Raw genomic sequence first — 21,269 nt, forward strand, 5'->3', positions numbered from 1 at the left:
ATTCACGCCTTGTCCCTTTCGCTGCTCCCATTGCAGGAGCAGTCTCCCGTCGAGCGAAGATCAAACGCGATTTGTGCGCGCCTGTTTGGAGGACGATATAAGACGCGAGTCGTACAACACTGTTGATTGACAATCCGGAAAGCCGCGAAGACCAGAAACCCCGGATCTCGCACAGTCGTTTGCGCAAATCGACGGACAGCTTTGACATCTGGATTGGCCGATGGAGGAAGGACCGTTTCGGCCAATCGAATGGCCGTTTGCTGAGTGGATCCGACGTCCGAACGTCCGAGCGATGAGGCGGGCGAATGGCCGTTCATGGCCGATGACTGCCTCACGCAATGGGCACACATCGCTCGAACTTCGCAAGGCCGCGATCGGCGACACGCGACCCGTTGTTGACGATGGACGAACACGCGTGGATGTCTCCAATTGAATGGCAACCCGCCGTACATTGATTGCGGCGCAAATCCGGCTTCGCCGACCTGCCGCCGAGGATTCGCCGCGGAAGTGATTCATCGGGCAGCCTTTATATGCAGTTGAGCAAGCGGACTTGCTCTACATGCACAGCGGACGCCACTCCGTCGCAATCATAGTAACCATAAGAGAGGCCTGCACTATTGCCGTTGCGGATGATCAAGGCAATGTCCCGGGCGTAGTTGAAGGTTGAAGGCGGCGGTTCCCCGTTGGAAATCCGAGAGAATCGGGTTTCGACGACCAACTTCCCGGACAGGGAACCAAGGAGAACCGCCAAATGAAGCGTACCAAGGAGATGCCCCAAAGCGCCAGCGCGCCGTTGCACGTGGTGCCTAAGCAGGACCCGGACGGGCTGCGCGCCTGTTTTGCCGAGAACAGTCAGCTTCTGTTGCCCATGCTCGATCTAATTCAGAACACCCGCACCAGCATCGACGAGTTGATGTACGAAGCCGGCCGTAGCCTGGTCGAGCAACTGCTGGTGATCTCGGCGACGGAAGTGGCCGGCGAGAAGCATCCGGGCCGCAAAGGCGGCGAGGTCCGCTGGCACGGCTCGCAGCCAGGCCAGATCGTGATGGACGAACGCAAATTGAAGGTGAAGCGGCCGCGCCTGCGGCGTCGTGGCGGCGGCGAAGTGCCGGTCCCCGCCTACGAGCAATTGAACGAGAATCCGCGGCTCGCCGAGCGGGTGCACGAGATCATGGTCACGGGCGTGTCGACGCGCAAATATGCCAAGGTCCTGCCCGAGATGGCCGGCACCGTCGGCATCTCCAAGAGCAGCGTTTCGCGCCAGTTCATCAAGGCCAGCCAGACGGCGCTCACCGAGCTGATGGAGCGGCGCTTCGATGACAAGGACTTCTTGGCGATCTACCTGGACGGCATCATCGTCGACTCGCGTCACATCATCGCCGCCATCGGCGTGGACAGTCCCGGCGAGAAACACCTCCTGGGCCTCGCGAGCGGTTCGAGTGAGAACGCCCAGGTCGTCAAGGATCTGTTGCGCGGACTGATCGAGCGCGGCCTGCCTGCGGATCGCGAATACCTGTTCGTGATCGATGGTTCCAAAGCGCTGCGCTCGGCCATCGAGGAGTTCTTCGGCGAACGCGCCCACGTGCAGCGCTGCCGTGTGCATAAGCAGCGCAACGTCCTTGAGCGCCTGCCGAAAGAGAGCGTTTCGCAAACCGCCGCGATCATGAAGGCGGCCTACAAGCTGCCGGCCGACGATGGCATCGCCAAGCTCAAGACGCACGCGGCGTGGCTCAAGGCCGACCATCCGGACGCCTCGGCCGCACTGCTCGAGGGGCTGGAGGAAACGTTCACGGTGAACAAGCTGGGCCTGACGCCGGCGCTCATGCGCGGCCTGTCGACGACCAACATCATCGAGAATCCGAACGGCGCGGTGCGCCGTGTCGCGGGGCGCGTGAAGCGCTATCGTGACGCCGACATGGCCTTGCGCTGGACGGCCGCGGGCTTCCTGGAAGCTGAGAAGCACTTCCGGAAAATCCTCGGCGTGAACGAGCTCTGGATTCTCGCTGCCGCCTTGAAACGATCGACCTCAAAATCGATTGACCAAGATCGGAAGGTTGCCTAACCTATGCCGCACCCGCCGTCCCAACCGTCAACTGTCTTCGGGACATCGCCGATGATCAAGAAAGAAGCGCAGCATTTCGGCACTCGCATCCGGACCAGTAGCGTCCGTATAACTGCCTCGTGCATTGCCGCCTGCCCAAGCGTGCCCTGCGCCATGAATGGTCCACAACTCGGCGTCGATACCGTCGCCGGAAACCAGCCGCGAGACGGTACAGGCGCGTCGGCCCGCGTCGACCCGACGCCGTTCGCTGCCGGCGTCCGGCCGTGCGTCAAACCTCTGCACGAGCCGCGTGGCATTCGCTACGTGCACGGTGGCATCCGCGTCACCATGAAAGACGATCATGGGCCGTCTCGGTGACAAGTCTGTATCGCCTTGCACGCGTCGTGCGTTTCGGGGGTGCTTGCCGCCTTTCATCGCCGCGAGCGCGGAGGGTAAATTGTGCGCGCACCGTGCCGGAAGACCGGAATGCACGCCGACCGCGGCATACAGTTCGGGATACTCGGCGATCATGATCGCCGCCATCGCGCCCCCCGCGGACATCCCCGCGACGTACACGCGCGCAGGATCGACGTTGTGGGCCGAGATGATTTCGCGCGTGATGCCGGCGATCAGCGACGGCTCGCCGCGCTCGCGATGCTGATCGTCAGGTTTGAACCAGTTCCAGCACTTCGACGGATTCGCCTGCTGCGGTTGCACCGGATAAGCTACAAGACATCGATACCGCTCGGCAAGCGCGTTCATCTGCGTGCCTGCTGCGAAATCGTCGGCGTCCTGCGTGCAGCCGTGCAGCATCACAATCAGTGGCAGCGGCTCGCCGGCGCCCCCCGCCGGCACATACAGCCGATATTGACGGCGACCGGCGGCATTCGCATACGCAAGCGTGATGAAATGTCCTCGTTCCTCCACGTCAAGGCAGTCTTCTCGCGCCTTGTGCGCGGTCGCTTCCTTGGTCTTTGCAAACGGGAAGACAACGGGCTCTGGCGTCTTGTCCCGCGACGCAGTTTCGTTCACTGCACCGACGCTTTCCACTCGCAGTGCGCGTTGTATCGCTTCTGTCGCTTCGGCAACGCCGCGGGTACGCAGCAAAGTCATCGCTTCGTGCATTGAGTTCAGAAAGCCTTCGTTGAGTTTCATCACGTTTGTCCGATTACCGGTGTTGAGGGGGTGGGCCTCGCGCGGCTAGTGGATTCTGCCGGCAAGCGCCGTCTTGACTGCGGGCGAAGCGTGAAAGGCTCCCAGCACCACGACGCTTTCGATAGTCGCGAGCGCAAGTTCCGGGGAGACATCGGCGGCAATGCTGGCCAATCCCAGGACCTGAATGTTGAGACGCTCGCGCGCGGCTCGAATCGCCTCGAGATCCTGCCTGGAAAAATGCTGCAGCCCGAGCACGAGCGAACGACGCGCAACCGTTTCCTGGACGACCCGCGCATGTAGCGCGAGCTGGTTGCGAATCGCCATTCGGATCAGGTCGGTCCGGTTCGCATAGAAGCCTTCTTCAACCAGGAGGTCGATCTGCCCGAGGTCGACGGGTCCGAGGTTGATCGTGATTTTTTCCGAGTCGCCGCCTTTCGAGCGGGGGGTGTCCAATACCGCGGGTTTCTTCATCGCACCATCCTTGCACCATCCATGTGGATGGTTATAGGATGGTTTTAGATGCGCCGCAACATAAAAATTTGGGGTCGAGACGCCTTCTGGGCTCGCCGCATCGCTGGTCGTGGGGGCTAGATAGAGCGCTATCGCCGGTCGATGCGCACATGGATAGCTACAAGGTACTGGCCGGTTGGAGGACGCACATCGCGCTGTTCGACCGCATTGTTAAGTTAACGCCGAATAAGACGGCCGGGCAACGGGAGGTTGGTGCTGATGTTCGCTCGAACACAACGGATGAGCGTCGAGGCGCAAAACCATCAGAATAAGGCGCGAAATGGAGAGGTTCCCCGACCAGTTTTGACAAATTCAACTGCTATCCTTCAAAACTTGAACCCGTTCACTATCGCGGCTTTATCCAGGTAGTTGCTGCCGCAGGTCTCGCCAAACGCAGTCCATCAGCGCTCAAAATCGGAGTGGTCAACATCCCGCGAACCTCTCAACCCCGATGTCACTCGGGCAGCGAAAGCCGGTACTGCGGAAACGGATTGCGCAGACCTCAACATGGACCAAGGATTCCCAGCATACTGGCCCGGTAGAGCCTGAAATTCGTCGTATCGTTCGCACCGCCATGAGGGAGATATGCATAAACCCATCGACATTGAAACGATCCCGAGCAATGAATTGCAGCAGGTCAAGGCGACTTATGCCAAGCTTTGCGAGGACTACATTGCACATCGTAGCGATGGTGAATACCGGGACTATGTGCAATCGGTCATTGCCAACAACGCGAGTCTCGATCGCCACGTGCGCGCGTTCGAAATTTACGCACCGTATATCAAGCGTGGCATGAAAGTGCTCGACTGGGGATGCCGGCACGCGCCAGATTCGTGCATGCTTCGCACGCTCTACCATGACATCGATATATATGGCTGCGACATCTGCAAGGATGGGCAATTCGCGGAATTCCATGAGTACGCCGGGTTATCTTTCGCATCGCTCGATCATGAATTTCTGCTGCCCTACGAAGACAATCAATTCGATGTGGTGATCGGAAGCGGTGTACTCGAGCACGTGGCCCGCGAGCAAAAGAGCCTCGATGAGCTATGGCGCGTGCTGAAAAACGACGGTTTGCTGATAATCACATTTTTACCTAACCGCTTATCGGTGACCGAAAACGCGTGCAGAGTCATGAAGAAGTACACGGGCCATAATCGGCTGTACAGTCTCAGCGACGCGAAGCGCCTGTTTCTCCGGTCGGGATTCGTACTGGAAGAATGCGGCTATCACCAGGTCTTTCCCACCTTCGCAAAAGGCATAAAGGGCGGCGGAGCGCTCAACGCACTGGCCAATATCGGCATGAAGCTGAACCGGCCTTTCGAGCGGATACCGATCGTGAATGCAGTCTCGGCTAATCTGTTTTTCATCCTCCGCCGCGTGCATGAGATGTAGCAGGCGGCCGCCAAGGCGGCCTACCTCGCGGGATCATTGGGCAAGGCCGCGCCCTCCTGTTGCGACGTCACAAATCCTCTCAATGCAGGGGTGAGCCGGAAAACGAGCTTCTCGATCTCCACCACGAGGAAAAACAGGACGCCACCACCGACGAGCCACCCCCACGCCGACAAGGGCAGAGCCTCGGTGTGGAAAACGGCATGGAACGGGAACGTATAGGTGAACAGAAGCTGCAAGACCACGACGCCGGCTATTCCGTACCAGAGATAGCGATTGCCTGTATGGGCGCGCACGGACAGCGACGAATCGAGCAGATACCGGATGTTGAGCAGATAGAACACCTGGCCGAGCGTAATGGCGTTGACCGCGGCCGTGCGCGCCATCTGATCCGACGCCCCTTGCGACTTCATCCAGAAGAAGGTGGACAGCGTATAGATCACGAGCGCCGCGCCGACGAACAGGATGCGCCAGATGCCGAAGCGCGTGACGATCGGCCGGTCGATTGCGCGTGGCGAGCGGCGCATCACGTCTGCCTCGTGCGGCTCGAACGAAATGGTCAGGCCGAGCGCGACGGAAGTAACCATGTTGACCCACAGGATCTGCGGCGCCGTGATCGGCAGCGTGAAGGAGAACAGGATCGCCACCGCGATCACCGCGCCTTGCGCGACATTGGTCGGCAGCATGAACAGCATCGCTTTCTCGATGTTGTTGTAGACCGTGCGCCCTTCCTTCACCGCCGCGGAGATCGACGCGAAATTGTCGTCGGCGAGGATCATACCCGCCGCCTCCTTCGTCACCTCGGTGCCCTTGATCCCCATCGCGACACCGATGTCGGCTTTCTTGAGCGCCGGCGCATCGTTGACGCCGTCGCCCGTCATCGCGACGATCTGCCGGTTCGCCTGGATCGCCTTGACGAGCCGCAGCTTGTGCTCGGGACTCGCGCGCGCGAACACGTCGACGCCGCGCACGCATTCCTGCAGCGCCGCATCGTTCATCGCCTCGATCTCGGTGCCGGACACGGCGGTCTTGCCGTCGCCGATGCCCAGCATTCTTGCGATTGCCGCCGCCGTGATCTTGTGGTCGCCCGTAATCATCGTCACGCGAATGCCGCCGCCGTGGCATTCGCGCACGGCGTCGATCGCCTCTTTGCGCGGCGGGTCCATCAGGCCCACGAGGCCGAGCAGTACGAGGGTACGCGGCAGGTCCTGCGGCCCGAGGCCGCCCGTACGCAGGCCCGGGTCCGACAGCCACGCGAGCCCGAGCACGCGCTCACCTTGCGCGGCGAGCCGGTCGCCCTCCCTCGCGAAGTGCTCGCGATCGAGCGGCGCCGGGCCTTGCGCCGTCTGCTGCCGGTCGCAGTGGTCGAGGATCACCTCTGGCGCGCCCTTGACGAGCAGCATTTCGCCGTCCGTCGAACGGTTCAGCGTCGCCATGAACTTGTGCTCGGACTCGAAGGGGATCGCGTCGATCCTCGGCGCGGCGGCCGTCTCGGCGGCACGGTCCATGCCCAGCTTGGAAGCGAACGGATAGAGCGCGCCCTCGGTCGGGTCACCCTCCACTTTCCATTTGCCGTCTTCCTCGAAGAGCTCGGCGTCGTTGCACAACAGCGACACGCGGCCCATCAGCTTGAGCACGTCCGGCGCAGCGCCGAGCGGCTTGCCATCCGCGCTGACCTCTCCTTCGCTGGCGTAGCCGTCGCCCGTAACGGCATAGGCCGCTTCGGCCGTTACGACGGAGGTCACCATCATCTCCATCAGGGTCAGCGTGCCCGTTTTATCCGAGCAGATGCGCGAGACGGCGCCCAGTGTTTCGACCGCCGGCAGGCGGCGAATAATGGCGTTGCGCTGGGCCATGCGCTGCACGCCGATGGCGAGCGTGATGGTGATGAGCGCCGGCAGGCCTTCCGGGATGACCGATACCGCAATCCCCACGATGGCCTGGAACAGTTCGACGAAGGTCATGTGTCCGAGCCAGTGCCCCCAGGAGAAGAGCAGCACGCTGACAACGGCGATCACTGCCGTGATGACGTAGCCGAACTTCTTGATCTGGCGCAGCAGCGGCGTCTCGAGCGCGCTGACCTCGGCGAGCATCTGGTTGATCCGGCCGAGTTCCGTCTGGCTCCCGGTCGTCACCACGACGCCGGTTGCCCGGCCCGACAAGACCATCGTGCCGCAGAACGCCATGTTCTCGCGGTCGCCGACCGTGGCCTTGGCGGGTACCGGCGCGGTGCCCTTCTCGGCCGGGAGGGATTCCCCCGTAAGAGCCGCTTCTTCCGTGCGCAGGTTCCTGGCGTCGACGAGACGCATGTCCGCCGGGATTTTGTCGCCCGATTCCAGTAGCACGATGTCGCCAGGCACGAGTTCCTCGGCGGGGATCAAGCGAACCGCTCCGCCACGCATCACGCGCGCTTCCGCGGACAGCATGTTGCGAATCGAGTCGAGCGCCTTCTCGGCGCGTCCTTCCTGCAGGAAGCCGAGCAGCGAGTTGAGGATGACGACGGCCAGAATGACCGAGCCATCGAGCCACAGGCCCAGCATCAACTTGACGAAACCGGCCGCGAGCAGCACGTAGATCAGAACGTTGTGGAGCTGCATCAGGAAGCGTACGACCGGCCCCCTCTTCTTGCCCTGCGGGAGGCGGTTCGGCCCATAGGTGGACAGCCGCCCGGTCGCTTCCGTTGCATCGAGGCCCTGCGCGGGATCGACGTTGAACTGCCGTTCGATGTCACCGGCCGGCATCGCATGCCACGGCGTCGCACTCTCAACTGAGCTCATCCTCGTGTCTCCCGGTTCCAGTGATTTCGGGTCAGGGGGCCGCTCTCAATGGTCTGAATCGTCCCCGGGTTGATCGGGTCTCGTCGCGTCCACCGCTTCAGCGTCGAGTTCCTCCCTCGCGGCGGCGAGATCGTTCATCTGCTCTTGCGTGGCTTTCGGATATTCGAGGTCGAGCTTCTCGACGGCCTCGACGATCGCGGCCGCGACGATGAGGCGCGTGAAAGGTTTGTTGTCGGCGGGCACGACGAACCACGGAGCCGCTTCGGAGGCCGTCGCGCGGATCGTCTCTTCATAGGCGCGCATATAGTCGTTCCAGTAGCGACGCTCGCGAACGTCGGCTGCGGAAAACTTCCAGTGCTTGTCGGGATTGTCGAGGCGATCCATGAATCGCCTCTTCTGCTCCCCGTACGACAGGTTCAGATAGAACTTGAGAATGACCACGCCCTGGCGCGTCAGATAGTCCTCGAAGCGCGCGATGTCGGCGAGCCGCTCGTCCCATATGTTGTTGCCGACCCGTGCCGGCGGGATCTTCTGCGCATGGAGTAGGTGCTGATGCACGCGCACCACCAGCACCTCTTCATAGTACGAGCGGTTGAAAATGCCGATGTGCCCGCGCTCGGGCACTTTCCTCGAATAGCGCCAAAGGAAGTCGTGGGAGAGTTCCTCATCCGAGGGCTGCTTGAACGAGATGACATCGCACCCCTGCGGATTGACGCGCGACATCACATGCTTGATCGTCCCATCCTTTCCCGCGGCGTCCATGGCCTGGAACACCAGCAGCACGGACCAGGAATCCTGCGCGTAGAGGATCTCCTGCTCCATCGCGAGCCATTTCGACCCGCGCTGGAGCAGTTGCTGCGCCTCTTCCTTATGCATTCTGAGTCCCACCGTCTCGCCGGGATCGAAATTCTTCAGAAAGAAATCTTTGCCGCTCGTGACGCGGAACGGATCGGTGTATGCCCGCAGCGCGTCGAGTATTTCCGTGCGAACCATCGCTCTTTCTCCACGGCATCTGCGTTCAGTTGCACGATTCGCGGATTGCATCGCAACCGCAGTCGTACTGTTCACAACTCTTTCTGATAATAGGTCACGCAAACGGAAACGTGCTCATCGGCAACGACGCGGCGCACCCGCGTAGCGACGGGAAACACACGTCTGAACGCTGCCACGTTTCGGACCGCCATGCCGGTCGATCACCGCCTGTCGGCCCCGTCGACCCAGTCGCGACAAGGCCGTCAGACGATAGGCATTACCTGTGCTTATCCTTCACCAGACAGCGCCAACAAAAAAATGGACGAGCACAATGTCGAGCCACGAACACGAACACGGGGAACAGCGGAGTGGTGGGCGTTACCCGCTATTGTCTTTATCTATGCGCTGCGTCGCACGCCACGGCTTTTGCTGTTTGCGATTCCTCTCAACGTGACGATGATCCTGTCGACGCCGACGCAAGGCGGTCACTATCTCGCCGATGTGATTGCGGGTCTGCTGCTCAGTGCGCAGACGATTGCAGCGCTCAAGCGCTGCATGCACCTGCTGGCGACACGCAAAGCCGCGAAGGCGCCGAGTTCGCGGTCTATGCCGGTGCGAACGGCATGAGCTGGACGCTCGGAAGCGGCCGCGCGGACTAACGTGAACGCGGCGCGGCTTGCGCCGCGCCGCCGTGGTTCGAAGCGACTGGAAGACCGCGCGCTAGCCCGGCGCCCGCCCCAACACCTGCGAATCCGACGACGCCGTCGTCGACGTCTCGTCACGCACGCCCGTGCCCATGCCCCGTCGTCGTGACCGCATTGGTGCCGCCGGGCCGACGCACCGATTTCGCGTGCCGCTCGATCAATCGCTGCAGCAAACAGAACGCGCACAGCAGCGCGCCGATCACGATGCGCGTCCACCACGAACTGAGCGTGCCGTCGAACGTAATCAGCGTCTGGATCGTGCCCAGAATGCCGACGCCGAACAGCGAGCCGACCACATAACCGACGCCGCCCGTCAGCAGCGTGCCGCCGATCACCGTGGCCGCAATCGCATCGAGTTCCATGCCCTGCCCTTGCAGCCCATAGCCCGACAGCACGTAGAACGTGAACACCGCGCCGCCGAGCGCCGAACAGAAGCCGCTCAGCGCATACACGCCGACCCGCGTGCGCGCGACCGGCAGGCCCATCAGCAGCGCCGAGCGCGGATTGCCGCCGACCGCATACACGTTGCGTCCGAAGCGCGTGAAATGGGCGACATAGATCGCGGCCGCGAGCGTCACGGCCGCGATCAGCACGTTCGCCGATACCGAACCGACGCCGACACTGAGACGAAACGCGGAGATCGCCTTGAACGTCGGATCGGTGATCGTGATCGACTGCGTCGTGATCAGAAAGCACAGGCCACGCGCGAAGAACATCCCCGCCAGCGTCACGATGAACGCCTGCAGGCGGAAGTAGTGAATCAGCGCGCCCTGCACCGCGCCGAACACCGTGCCCATCAACAGCACGATCGGAATGATGAGCCACACCGACACATGCATGTGCTCGGACAGCACGGCTTCGACGATCGTCGTCAGCGCGACGATCGAGCCCACCGACAGATCGATGCCCCCCGACACGATCACGAACGTCATGCCGATCGCGACGATCAGCAGGAACGCGTTGTCGACGAGCAGATCGAGCAACACCTGCCACGCGAAGAAACCGGTGTACATCACTGAACCAAAGCCAAACAGCGCGCAGAACAGCAGGACCGTCACCGCGATCGGCAGCGTGCGCGGATCGACCACGCGGGCGAGTGCTTCGAGAACGCGCGTCATCGCGCCACCCCGCGCGATTTGACGAGCGACGCGCCGAACGACACCGCGAGCGCGCGTGCCACCGGCGACTGGATCACGCTGACCGCGAGCACGACGGCCGCCTTCACGACGAGCGTCGCCTCCGGCGGCACGCCGATCGAATACGTGGTGTACGTGAGCGTCTGGATGATCAGCGCGCCGAGCACCGTGCCCGCGAAACTGAAGCGGCCGCCGAGCAGCGACGTGCCGCCGAGCGTCACGGCGAGAATCGCGTCGAGTTCGAGCAGCAAGCCCGCGTTGTTGCCGTCCGCGCTGCGCACGTTCGAGCTGATCAGGATGCCGGCCAGCGCCGCGGTCAAGCCCGAGAAACCGTACACCGCGAATACGATCGCCTTCGAGCGCAAGCCGACGAGCCGTGTCGCAACCGGGTTCACGCCGATCGCGCGAATGAACAGGCCGAGCGCCGTGCCCTCCACCAGGGCGGCGGTCGCCAGCACGGCTACGGTCGCGATCCATACCGAGCACGGCACGCCGAGCCAGTAGCCGCCACCGACGAACAGATAGCCGGGCGCGCCGATCGGGATGATCTGCCCGGCGGTCAGCAGTTGCGCGATGCCACGGCCCGCGACCATCAGGATCAGCGTCGCGATGATCGGCTGCATGCCGACGAACGCGACGAGCAGCCCGTTCCACATGCCGCTCAAGATGCCGACGACGAGCGCGGCCAGCAGCGCCTGCGCGATCAGCGCACCGCTCGGCACGGCCTGGGTCGCCAGTATCGTCGCGGCCGCGGCGCCCGCGATCGCGACCACCGCGCCGACCGAAATATCGATGCCGCGTGTCGCAATCACGAGCGTCATGCCGATCGCGACCAGCACGAGCGGCGCCGCGCGATTCAGGATGTCGATCGGCGCGCCGAACAGGTGGCCGTCGAGCGTGCGCAGCGCGAGAAAATGCGGATTGGCCAGCAGGTTCAGTCCGCCCAGCAACACGAGCGTCACGCATGGCCACAGCAGCGGACGCTCCACCCCGTCGCGCGCGAACCAGTTCGATAGCTTCATTCGCCGCTCCCTGCGATGAGTCGGTAGATGTTGTCCTCGTTCGATGCCTTACCGGCCACCTCGGCGATCTTGCGGCGATCGCGCAGCACCGCGACGCGATGGCTCACGCGCAGCACCTCGCTGATCTCCGACGAGATGAACAGGATGGACAGGCCGTTCGCGCACAGCGCGAGCAGCCGGTCCATGATGTCGAACTTCGCGGCGACGTCGATGCCGCGGGTCGGCTCGTCGAGGATCAGCAGTTTGGGATCGGTTGCCAGCCAGCGCGCGAGCAGCGCCTTCTGCTGGTTGCCGCCGGACAGCAGCGCGATCGGCTGCTCGGCGTCGGACGCCTTGATGCCGAGCCGCTCGATCCACATATCGGCGAGCTCGCGCGCGCGTTGCCGGCTGATCTTGCGCCACCAGCCGCGCCGCGCCTGCAACGCGAGCATGATGTTTTCGCGGATCGACAGTTCGGCGACGATGCCTTCCTTCTTGCGGTCTTCCGCGCAATAGCCGATGCCGTGGCGCACCGCGTCGTGCGGCGTGCGCAGCCGCACGGCGCGCCCTTCGACGAGGATCGTGCCGCTGTCCGCGCGATCCGCGCCGAACAGAAGCCGCGCGGTTTCGGTGCGGCCCGAGCCGAGCAGACCCGCGAGGCCGAGAATCTTGCCGGCCTGCATCTCGAGATCGATCGGCTGCAAGGTGCCGCGACGGCCGACGCCGCGCAGCTCGATGAACGGCTGCGTGGCCGTTGCTTCCGTGTGGTCTTGCGCGACCTCCTGATCGTCGGCGGCCTGTCCTTCGTGCGCCGCTTCGCGCAGACGCGCGCTCATGCGCTCGTGGCCGACCATCTTCGCGACCAGCTGATCCGCGGACAGATCGCGCGCGAGATATTCGCCTTCGCGCTCGCCGTTGCGCATCACCGTGATGCGATCGGAGATCGCATAAGTCTGCTCGATGAAATGCGTGACGAACAGGATCGCAATGCCCGATCGCTTAAGATGTCGAAGTATTTTGAATAGCTGCGCGACTTCGCTGTCGTCGAGGCTCGAAGTCGGTTCGTCGAGAATCAGCACGCGCGCATCGACGGACAACGCTCGCGCGATCGCGACCATCTGCTGCACGGCGATCGGATAGGCGTCGAGCGAGCGCGTGACGTCGAGCGACACGTCGAGGCGCGCGAGCGCTTCCTGCGCGCGCCGCTTGATGTCGGGCCAGTCGATCGCGCCGAAGCGGCGCGGCTGCCGGCCCGCGAAGATGTTCTCCGCCACCGACAGATTCGGGCACAGGTTCACTTCCTGGTACAGCGTGCGCACGCCGGCCGCCTCGGCTTCCTGCGGCGACGCGAACGCGACCAACTCGCCGCCGAGGCGGATCGTGCCGGCATCGGGTGCGAGCACGCCTGTGAGCACGTTGATCAACGTGGATTTGCCGGCGCCGTTCTGGCCCATTAGCGTATGGACCTCGCCGGGAAACAGGCGGAAGTCGACGTGTTGCAACGCCTTCACGCCCGGAAATGTCTTGCTGACGCCGGAGATCGCCAGAATCGGTTCGCGCGCGCTCATGTCATTCTGTTGGCTTGGCGCGCCCGGCGGCGTGCCGCGCCGCGGCTGGTCCGGCTGATTCGGTTCGGTAGCGGAATGGGTCATGGACCTCGCTCGATCGGCTATGCATGGTTCGGCAGGCCCCAGTGACATGCTCCCGCGGGCGCATGCTCCTGAAAAGAGACCGCCCGCTGCAGAAGAAAGCAGCCCGGGCGGTCAGGCACCACTGGAGAAACCTGTTCGATGCGTCCGTACTGCACATCTCCTTCGCGCCGTGAGCCCGTTGGCCCCGGCGCCTGAACACCGCACACGCCGCGGCGCTCGCGCGAGCGCTGCCGCGGCGACGTTGCGCGCCGCGTCAGTACTTACGCGACGGCAGAGTTTGCGCGGCCACGCTCATCGGGAAGACAGTCTCCTGAGTCAGGATGCGCTTCGGCAGCGGCTTGCCTGCCACCACGTCTTTCACCGCCGACATCAGCTGCGGTCCGAGCAGCGGGCTGCACTCGACGTCGACGTTCATCTTGCCGGCGGCCATCGCCTGGAAGCCGCCCTTGGTTGCGTCGAACGAAACCACCACGACGTCCTTGCCCGGATGCATGCCGGCTTCTTCCATCGCCTGGATCGCGCCGAGCGCCATGTCGTCGTTATGAGCATAGACGACGTTGATCTTGTTGCCGTAGGTCTTGATGAACGCTTCCATCACCTGCTTGCCGCCGGCGAGCGTGAAGTCGCCGCTTTGCGACGCGATGATCTTGAACTTCGGATCGCTCTTGATCACTTCGATCAGACCCGCGTGGCGGTCGTTGGCCGGCGCGGAGCCGACCGTGCCTTGCAGCTCGGCGATGTTGACCGGACCTTTATCGTCCTTATAGTGATCCGCGAGCCAGTGGCCGCCGCGCCGTCCTTCTTCGAGGAAGTCCGAGCCGATCATCGTCACGTACAGCGACGTGTCCTTCACGTCGATGTTGCGGTCGGTCAGGATCACCGGAATCTTCGCGGCCTTGGCTTCGAGCAGCACCGGTTCCCAGCCCGATTCGACGACCGGCGAGAACGCGATCACGTCGACCTTCTGCGCGATATACGAGCGGATCGCCTTGATCTGGTTTTCCTGCTTCTGCTGCGCGTCGGAGAATTTGAGGTTGATGCCGGCCTCCGTCGCCGCCGACTTCACCGATTCGGTATTCGCGGTGCGCCATGCGCTTTCCGCACCGACCTGCGCAAAACCGAGCGTAATTTTCTTGTCCTCGGCATGCGCGCCGGGCGTGGCCAGCGTCAGCGCTCCGAGACTCGCGCAAAGCGCGAGCGCGCCCAGAGCGCGACACGCGGCACGTCGTGTATTCGCCATGACAGTCTCCAATCGTTGTTGTGTAGACGACCCAGCGGTCTGCCCGGCCCTCGTGGCCCTCTCGGCACATGGATCGTGATGTAGCGTACTGTGCGAGGCGTTAACCGTCCAATCATATGATTCGCGCCCTCGATATCAATTTTGGTATGGCGCGTCGGTCAGAGCATTGCCGCTCGCTGCCTCAGGTCGGCGTCATTCTTGGCGTGACCCAGCGAAACGTCAGATTGATGCGCTCGCCGCTCACGCGCGGCTCCTTCGGCACCCGATGACGCCACTGCGCCTGGGTGTCGCCTTTCATCACGAGCAGGCTGCCGCCCTTCAGCGAGAACGATTGCACGACGCCGCTGCGGTTGTGCTGCAGATCGAACCTGCGCGCGACGCCGAGGCTCACCGACGCGATCACCGGTTGCTTGCCGAGTTCGGGCTCGCGGTCCGCGTGCCAGCCCATGCTGTCGGCGCCACTGCGGTAACGATTCAGCAGCACGCTGTTAAAACGCGCGCCGCTGGTCGCCTCGACGGCCGCCTTCAGTTCGGCGACGGCGGGCGTCCATGCTTGCGGCACGTTGCGGATGCCCGAGTACACGTACACCGCGTCCGGCTCGCCCTGCCAGGCGGTCAGACGCGGCAGTGCAACACGGCCGGCGGGCGTGCCCATCATGTCCTGGCGCCATTGCACTTCGTCGATCAGTCGGGCCAGCAGGCGTTCGGCGTCGGCCGCTGCGAGCCAGTCGGGATACCAGTCGACGTCGGGCGTCGGCAGGTCGTTGAATAAATCGGTGCTCATCGGAATGTCTGGATGCAAGCGGACAAGTCAAAACCCTGACTATTATGGCGACACCGGCTCACCCGCTGATTCACGCGCGTTGCTCTTTCATTCGACGCGGCTCTCCGCGTGCCCTCTGTTCTTTCGCACGGACCACTTCCATGACACTTTCGGATCAGGCGCTCGCGCAGCTCTTTCGCGACGCGCGTACGCACAATGGCTGGCAGAACAAGCCGATCGACGACGCCGTGCTGCGCGAGCTGATGGAGCTCGTACTGCTCGGCCCGACCTCGGCCAATTCGAGTCCGGGCCGCTTCGTGTTCGTCAGGACGCCGGAGGGCAAGGAGAAACTGCGCCCGGCGTTGTCGGCTGGCAATCTCGAGAAAACGATGGCCGCGCCCGTCACGGTGATCGTCGCCATGGACATCGCCTTCTACGAGTATCTGCCGAAACTGTTTCCCCATGCGGATGCGCGCAGCTGGTTCGTCGGCAACGAGCGGTTGATCGCGGACACGGCGTTTCGCAATTCGACGCTGCAAGGCGGGTATCTGATTCTCGCGGCGCGTGCGCTCGGTCTCGACACTGGGCCGATGTCGGGCTTCGATCAGGCCAAGGTCGACGAAGCGTTTTTTGCGGGCACGACGCTGAAGTCGAACTTCCTGATCAATCTTGGCCACGGCGATCCGTCAAAGCTGTTTGCGCGCAGCCCGCGTTTTTCGTTCGACGAAGCGGCGCGCATAGTGTGACGGGGCGTTGATGATGGATGGCGCTGCGGGTGCGCGCCACGCGCTGGATCGGATCGCGTCAGGTCAGTACCGCGATATAAAAGACCACCGTGCCGATCAGCGCACCGATGAAGCAGAAGCCCTCTTCGGCTTCGTCGCCATTCGAGCGCAGCCACGCGCCGACCGCACCGAACAGGCCGGCGATGCCAAGCGCGACGCACACCATCACGACGTCGAACAGCGCGCTTTTGCCGAGTTCGGAGAAATCGATGTTGCGTACGCCGACGTAAAGCGCAATCGCCATCAGCGAGATGCCGACGAGCGGCAGCATCACGTGGCTGCCCTCGTGCCCGACATGATGCTCATGATGAACATGATGCACGTCGTGCGCGTGATGCCACAGGTGGCCCGATTTGAGCAGCTTCATAGTGTGCCTCCCCCCGCCCGATCTTTCCCGGCGACAGAACCAGTCATGGCCGAAGCGCCCTACGCTGCCCCGGCAACAAGCTGGCTTGTTTCAAGCATACTCCACGCATGAATACAATTCAAAGCCCATTTAATTCGCTTGCATAGGCATTGAATGCGTGGCGCGCGGCCCTGTAAGTATGTGCTGAGCACGGAATGCGCCTGCCCCGGCAAACACCTTTCGTGGCTCGTCCCGGCGGCTTCGGGGCCGGCGTGTCGTGCGGTGCGGGAGCACGAATTTTGCGGCTACGGCAAGGGACTGAACATGTCGGTAGAATGATTCGCCGCGTTCCGTCAACCGATCGCCGCCGCGCTATCGCTGCCCTTCGGCCCCTTCCCGCTCTGATCCTCTTTATGCGACGTTCATCGTTTCTTGTCCGCATCATCCTGATTGGCATCCTGCTGCATATCTACGTCGGCTTGCGCCTGATTCCCGACATGCCGATCGACGCGGCCGGCCGCGGGCTGTGCGTGCTGTGGCTCGTGCTGTCGATCTACCTGATCCCGGTCGGCATGATGGCGCGCGGCTTCAAGCGCCAGCCGCTCGGCGACCGTCTCGCGTGGGTGGGCCTGCTCGCGATGGGCTTCTTCTCGTCGCTGCTGGTACTGACGTTCGCGCGCGACCTCGTGCTGGCGTCGCTGCTGACGATCGACGCGATCTGGCCGAACACGCTCACGATCGCGCATTGGCGCACCGGCTCGGCGGCGGCGGTGCCGCTGCTCGCGCTGCTGTCGACGCTGATTGGCCTGTTCAACGCGCGCCGTCGCGCGCGCGTCGTCACGATCGACGTGCCGATCGACGATCTGCCTGCCGCGCTCGACGGCTTCACGATCGTGCAGATCAGTGACATCCACGTCGGCCCGACGATCAAGGGCCGCTATGTCGATGCGATCGTCGACGCGGTGAACCGGCTCAAGCCGGATCTGATCGCGGTGACGGGCGACGTCGTCGACGGCAGCGTGCCGCAGTTGAGCCGGCATACGCAGCCGCTGTCGCGGCTCGCCGCGCGGCACGGTGCGTTTCTCGTGACCGGCAATCACGAGTACTACTCCGGAGCGAACTCGTGGATCGCCGAATTCCGCCGGCTCGGCTTGCGGGTGCTGCTGAACGAACACGTGATCGTCGACCATGACGGCGCGCGCGCCGTCATCGCCGGCGTCACCGATTACTCGGCGGGTCATCACGACCCCGCGCATCGCAGCGACCCGGTCGCGGCGCTCGCCGGCGCGCCGGGCGACGTGCTGATCAGGGTGCTGCTCGCGCATCAGCCGCGTTCGGCCGAAGCGGCCGCGGCGGCCGGCTTTACGCTGCAGTTGTCGGGTCATACGCACGGCGGTCAGTTCTTTCCGTGGAATTTCTTTGTGCGCCTGCAACAGCCGTTCACGGCAGGCCTCGCGCGCCTGAACGGACTCTGGGTTTATACGAGTCGCGGTACGGGCTATTGGGGTCCGCCGAAACGACTCGGTGCGCCTTCGGAAATCACGCGCTTGAGACTCGTGCCGGGCGAACCGGATTGAACTCAATATTCGCAGTCCGGAGCAATTAATCACGGCCTGTCTACGATACGGCTGTAGCAAACCCACATGCGCACTCTCCGCCGATCGCGGCTTGACTGAACTTTGCGCCGCCCTCTAAAATTCGCGCAATTCTTTTAACCGGAATCACGATCTTGGACAGTAGCAGCTGTACCAGCCGAGTATCGATTTGCCCGCTCGCCTGAGCGGCAGGATTTCCGCGTCAGGTGTCTCTGTCGCCGTCCTGCCCTCGGGCTCGATGGCGCACGTCGCTCTCATTTCATTGTCATTCGCGTACTGTCGGTGAAGCGCAGCGTGGCTCGATGCCATGCCGATGCCGCACGCTTCCGGCCGCTGCACGCGTGTGCGCGCGTATTTCGTTCCACCCTCATGCGCTTAGCGTGCACGAGGTAGACGACCCGACGTTCCCACGCGTAGGCTTCACCCTGCGGCAGCGCGCACGCCAACCTTTCTGAACGATGACACTCGAATTCTTCCTGCGGCTTCTGACCGCTTTTGCTTGCGGCGTCGCGATTGGCCTCGAACGACAGATGCGCCAGCGCACTGCCGGCCTGCGCACGATCACGCTCGTGGCGAGCGGCGCGTGCCTGTTCGTCACGCTCGGCGTGCTGACCGGCAACGGCGTCAGCGGCGTCACGCAGATTGCCGCCTATGTGGTGTCCGGCGTCGGCTTTCTTGGCGGCGGCGTCATCATGCGCGACAAAGGCTCGATCCAGGGGATCAACACCGCGGCGACGCTGTGGTGCTCGGCGGCCGTCGGCGTATTGAGCGGCGCGGGACATTACGGACCGGCGCTCGCGGGCACCGCGGTCGTGCTGCTGGCCAACACCGCGCTGCGTGAAGTGAGCCGGATGATCAACTCGACGCCGGTTTCAAACGCCGACCTCGTGCGCGAGTACGTGCTGACGATCGTCTGCCGCGAAGCCGACGAGATCAACATTCGCGCCGCGATTTCCAACTCGATGTACTCGGCGCCGCTGTCGTTCCAGAGCCTCACGAGCGAGGATGTCGAGGACGAACCGGCGCGCATTCGCGTGACGGCGACGCTGACGATGCATCCGAAGGATCAATCGAAGCTCGAACAGATGGCGAGCCGCCTGAGCATGGAAAAGAGCGTGTCCAGCGTCAGTTGGACCGCGCGGGAAGCGGAGCCGACGCCCGAGTGAAGCGCGGCGCGTAAGTCTCCTTTGTTCGCGCGCATCGTCTACACTTAGCGGGCAGCAGATTCAGATAATGTTAATTCCGCGTCCTGAACGTGGACGGTCCCATAACCTTCGACTAAGCTCTGTCACTGTGATTTGTTCACACTCAACCAGGGAGTCTCGAATATGGAACACAGCATCATCGCATGGATCATCATCGGCGCAATCGCGGGCTGGCTCGCGGGTGTGCTGGTCAGGGGCGGCGGCTTCGGCCTGATCGTCGACATCATCGTCGGGATCATCGGCGCGTTCATCGGCGGGTGGCTCGCCGGCGTGCTGCATATCTCGCTTGGCGGCGGCTGGATCGGCTCGATCATCACCGCGTTGATCGGCGCGGTCATTCTGCTGTTTATTATCCGGCTCGTGCGACGAGGGTCCTGAGCACGGCATCCGACGTCATCAAGCGCCAGCGGGTTCGAATCGCTGGCGCTTTTTTATGGCCTGTTGCTTCTGCTTTTATCGCCGCGGTTGTCGCCGCCGCAGAATCAGGCCGGCAGCATCGACCCCGTATCGCGCAGCCGTGTATGCCATGCAAACGCCTGATCGAGGCAATGCGGCGTCTGCCCTCCCCAGAGCAACGCATCGCGGTAGTAGTCGCGCAACAGCTCGCGATACCGCGGATGTACGCAATGCTCGATGATCAGCGTCGCACGTTCGCGCGGCGCGAGGCCGCGCAGATCGGCGAGACCCTGCTCGGTGACGACGACGTCGACGTCGTGTTCGTTGTGATCGCAATGCGGCACCATCGGCACGATGCTCGAAATGCGGCCGTCCTTCGCGGTCGACTTGCTCGCGAACACCGCGCACGACGCATTGCGCGCAAAGTCGCCCGAGCCGCCGATGCCGTTCATCATATGCGTGCCGCCGACATGCGTCGAATTGACGTTGCCGTAGATATCGAATTCGAGCGCGGTATTGAGCGCGATCAGACCGAGCCGCCGAATCACCTCGGGATGGTTGCTGACTTCCTGCGGACGCAGCACGAGCCGGTCGCGATAGCGCTCGATATCGCCAAATACCTGCGCCTGCCGCGCGGCCGACAACGTGATCGACGCGCCGGACGCGAACGTGACCTTACCAGCGTCCATCAGATCGAACGTCGAATCCTGAAGGACTTCCGAATAAATTTCGAACACCTCGAAAGGCGAATCGACGAATCCTGCCAGCACCGCGTTGGCGATCGTACCGATGCCCGCCTGCAGCGGCGGCAACTGCTTCGGCATGCGGCCACGCGTGACTTCGTGCTGGAAAAATTCGATCAAATGAGCGGCGATCAACGCGGTTTCCCGATCCGCGGGCAAGACCGTGGACGGGCTGTCGGCCATGTCCGTCATCACGATCGCCGCGATTTTCTCGGGCGCAATCTCGATAGCGGGTGTGCCGACGCGATCCTGCGCGCGCACGATCGGCAGCGGCTCGCGATGCGGCCGGCGCCCCGGAATCCAGATGTCGTGCAAGCCTTCGAGCCCGAGCGGCTGCGCAAGATTGATCTCGACGATGACCTTGTCCGCGAGAATCGCGAAGCTCGCCGAATTGCCGACCGACGTCGTCGGCACGATACCGCCGCTCTCCGTGATCGCGGCGGCTTCGATGATCGCGACATCGAGCTTGCCGAGCTGGTTCGCGCGCAGCATCTCGACGGTCTCGGACAGATGCTGATCGACGAACATCACTTCGCCGCGATTGATGGCGTCGCGCAGCGTCTTGTCTACCTGAAACGGCAGACGGCGCGCGAGCACATGCGCTTCGGTCAGCATGCGGTCAACGTCATGACCGAGCGAGGCGCCCGTCATCAACGTGATGCGCAGCGGCTCGCCCAGCCGGCGCGCACGCTCGGCGAGCGCGACCGGCACGGCCTTCGCGTCGCCCGCGCGCGTGAAGCCGCTTGCGCCAACCCGCATGCCGTCGTGAATCAGAAGCGCCGCGTCGGCGGCCGTGGTGATTTTTCCGCGCAGCGCGGCGCAGCGAATTCGGTCTTCGTACATGAAAGGGAGTCTC

19 protein-coding genes are annotated in these 21,269 nt (G+C 63.3%); 8 read left to right on the forward strand and 11 right to left on the reverse strand.

Going from position 1 to position 21,269, the window contains the following annotated elements; genetic code table 11:
* Positions 1 to 751 precede the first annotated feature (751 nt).
* Positions 752 to 2,062 carry an IS256 family transposase gene (locus tag OKW35_RS42765; RefSeq protein WP_090812302.1) on the forward strand — a complete coding sequence of 437 codons (1,311 nt, stop codon included), beginning with the start codon at positions 752 to 754 and terminating at the stop codon, positions 2,060 to 2,062.
* 27 nt (positions 2,063 to 2,089) lie between these two features.
* Here the strand turns inward: OKW35_RS42765 and OKW35_RS42770 are convergent, their stop codons facing one another.
* Together OKW35_RS42770 and OKW35_RS42775 are read right to left on the reverse strand one after the other, a co-directional pair.
* Entirely contained in the window at positions 2,090 to 3,196 is a 1,107-nt protein-coding gene (locus tag OKW35_RS42770) for an extracellular catalytic domain type 1 short-chain-length polyhydroxyalkanoate depolymerase (protein ID WP_429555236.1), read from the reverse strand.
* A gap of 45 nt (positions 3,197 to 3,241) precedes the next feature.
* Positions 3,242 to 3,667, reverse strand: a complete 426-nt coding sequence (locus tag OKW35_RS42775) for a CopG family transcriptional regulator (protein WP_429555237.1) — start codon at positions 3,665 to 3,667, stop codon at positions 3,242 to 3,244.
* 149 nt (positions 3,668 to 3,816) lie between these two features.
* On the opposite strand from OKW35_RS42775, the gene OKW35_RS42780 reads away from it, so the two are divergent.
* Both OKW35_RS42780 and OKW35_RS42785 read left to right on the forward strand, forming a co-directional pair.
* A complete protein-coding gene (locus OKW35_RS42780; RefSeq protein WP_429555238.1) occupies positions 3,817 to 3,978 on the forward strand; it encodes a hypothetical protein in 162 nt (53 codons plus the stop codon).
* 313 nt (positions 3,979 to 4,291) lie between these two features.
* The gene (locus OKW35_RS42785; RefSeq protein WP_429555239.1) at positions 4,292 to 5,101 is read left to right on the forward strand and encodes a class I SAM-dependent methyltransferase; all 810 of its coding nucleotides are present in this window, start codon (positions 4,292 to 4,294) and stop codon (positions 5,099 to 5,101) included.
* A 20-nt stretch (positions 5,102 to 5,121) separates the two neighbouring features.
* On the opposite strand, the gene OKW35_RS42790 is transcribed toward OKW35_RS42785, so the two are convergent.
* A complete protein-coding gene (locus OKW35_RS42790) occupies positions 5,122 to 7,875 on the reverse strand; it encodes an HAD-IC family P-type ATPase (RefSeq protein WP_429555240.1) in 2,754 nt (917 codons plus the stop codon).
* A 45-nt stretch (positions 7,876 to 7,920) separates the two neighbouring features.
* Complete coding sequence (locus OKW35_RS42795; RefSeq protein WP_429555241.1) at positions 7,921 to 8,868, reverse strand: polyphosphate kinase 2 family protein; 948 nt, start codon at positions 8,866 to 8,868, stop codon at positions 7,921 to 7,923.
* Between the two features lie 189 nt (positions 8,869 to 9,057).
* On the opposite strand from OKW35_RS42795, the gene OKW35_RS42800 reads away from it, so the two are divergent.
* Positions 9,058 to 9,474, forward strand: a complete 417-nt coding sequence (locus tag OKW35_RS42800) for a phosphatase PAP2 family protein (protein ID WP_184068312.1) — start codon at positions 9,058 to 9,060, stop codon at positions 9,472 to 9,474.
* A gap of 151 nt (positions 9,475 to 9,625) precedes the next feature.
* On the opposite strand, the gene yjfF is transcribed toward OKW35_RS42800, so the two are convergent.
* From yjfF to OKW35_RS42825, 5 genes are all read right to left on the reverse strand, one after another.
* Entirely contained in the window at positions 9,626 to 10,669 is a 1,044-nt protein-coding gene (yjfF, locus tag OKW35_RS42805) for a galactofuranose ABC transporter, permease protein YjfF (RefSeq protein WP_429555242.1), read from the reverse strand.
* Entirely contained in the window at positions 10,666 to 11,709 is a 1,044-nt protein-coding gene (locus tag OKW35_RS42810; RefSeq protein ID WP_184069082.1) for an ABC transporter permease, read from the reverse strand. Before OKW35_RS42810 ends, yjfF begins: the two co-directional genes overlap by 4 nt.
* Positions 11,706 to 13,340 carry a sugar ABC transporter ATP-binding protein gene (locus OKW35_RS42815; protein WP_429555243.1) on the reverse strand — a complete coding sequence of 545 codons (1,635 nt, stop codon included), beginning with the start codon at positions 13,338 to 13,340 and terminating at the stop codon, positions 11,706 to 11,708. Before OKW35_RS42815 ends, OKW35_RS42810 begins: the two co-directional genes overlap by 4 nt.
* A 253-nt stretch (positions 13,341 to 13,593) precedes the next feature.
* Positions 13,594 to 14,580: an ABC transporter substrate-binding protein gene (locus tag OKW35_RS42820; protein WP_090806177.1), complete on the reverse strand. Its 987-nt coding sequence runs from the start codon at positions 14,578 to 14,580 to the stop codon at positions 13,594 to 13,596.
* A gap of 181 nt (positions 14,581 to 14,761) precedes the next feature.
* Positions 14,762 to 15,364, reverse strand: coding sequence for an alpha-ketoglutarate-dependent dioxygenase AlkB family protein (locus OKW35_RS42825; protein ID WP_090806179.1), 603 nt, complete (start codon positions 15,362 to 15,364; stop codon positions 14,762 to 14,764).
* Positions 15,365 to 15,504: 140 nt separating this feature from the next.
* Here OKW35_RS42825 and OKW35_RS42830 point away from each other — a divergent pair, with 140 nt between their 5' ends.
* Entirely contained in the window at positions 15,505 to 16,089 is a 585-nt protein-coding gene (locus tag OKW35_RS42830) for a malonic semialdehyde reductase (RefSeq protein WP_184068297.1), read from the forward strand.
* A 58-nt stretch (positions 16,090 to 16,147) separates the two neighbouring features.
* Here OKW35_RS42830 and OKW35_RS42835 read toward each other — a convergent pair whose 3' ends face one another.
* On the reverse strand, positions 16,148 to 16,495 hold the full coding sequence (locus tag OKW35_RS42835; protein ID WP_090806184.1) for a hypothetical protein: 348 nt from the start codon (positions 16,493 to 16,495) through the stop codon (positions 16,148 to 16,150).
* 392 nt (positions 16,496 to 16,887) lie between these two features.
* On the opposite strand from OKW35_RS42835, the gene OKW35_RS42840 reads away from it, so the two are divergent.
* From OKW35_RS42840 to OKW35_RS42850, 3 genes are all read left to right on the forward strand, one after another.
* On the forward strand, positions 16,888 to 18,051 hold the full coding sequence (locus tag OKW35_RS42840; protein ID WP_184038688.1) for a metallophosphoesterase: 1,164 nt from the start codon (positions 16,888 to 16,890) through the stop codon (positions 18,049 to 18,051).
* 476 nt (positions 18,052 to 18,527) lie between these two features.
* Entirely contained in the window at positions 18,528 to 19,235 is a 708-nt protein-coding gene (locus OKW35_RS42845) for an MgtC/SapB family protein (RefSeq protein ID WP_090806188.1), read from the forward strand.
* 162 nt (positions 19,236 to 19,397) lie between these two features.
* Positions 19,398 to 19,652 (forward strand): GlsB/YeaQ/YmgE family stress response membrane protein, encoded by a 255-nt coding sequence (locus OKW35_RS42850; RefSeq protein WP_184068294.1) that lies wholly within the window; start codon positions 19,398 to 19,400, stop codon positions 19,650 to 19,652.
* Positions 19,653 to 19,756: 104 nt separating this feature from the next.
* Here OKW35_RS42850 and OKW35_RS42855 read toward each other — a convergent pair whose 3' ends face one another.
* Positions 19,757 to 21,256, reverse strand: coding sequence for an acetyl-CoA hydrolase/transferase family protein (locus OKW35_RS42855; RefSeq protein ID WP_184068409.1), 1,500 nt, complete (start codon positions 21,254 to 21,256; stop codon positions 19,757 to 19,759).
* Positions 21,257 to 21,269 lie beyond the last annotated feature (13 nt).

The organism is Paraburkholderia sp. MM5477-R1, from assembly GCF_050436385.1.
Taxonomy (GTDB): domain Bacteria; phylum Pseudomonadota; class Gammaproteobacteria; order Burkholderiales; family Burkholderiaceae; genus Paraburkholderia; species Paraburkholderia tuberum.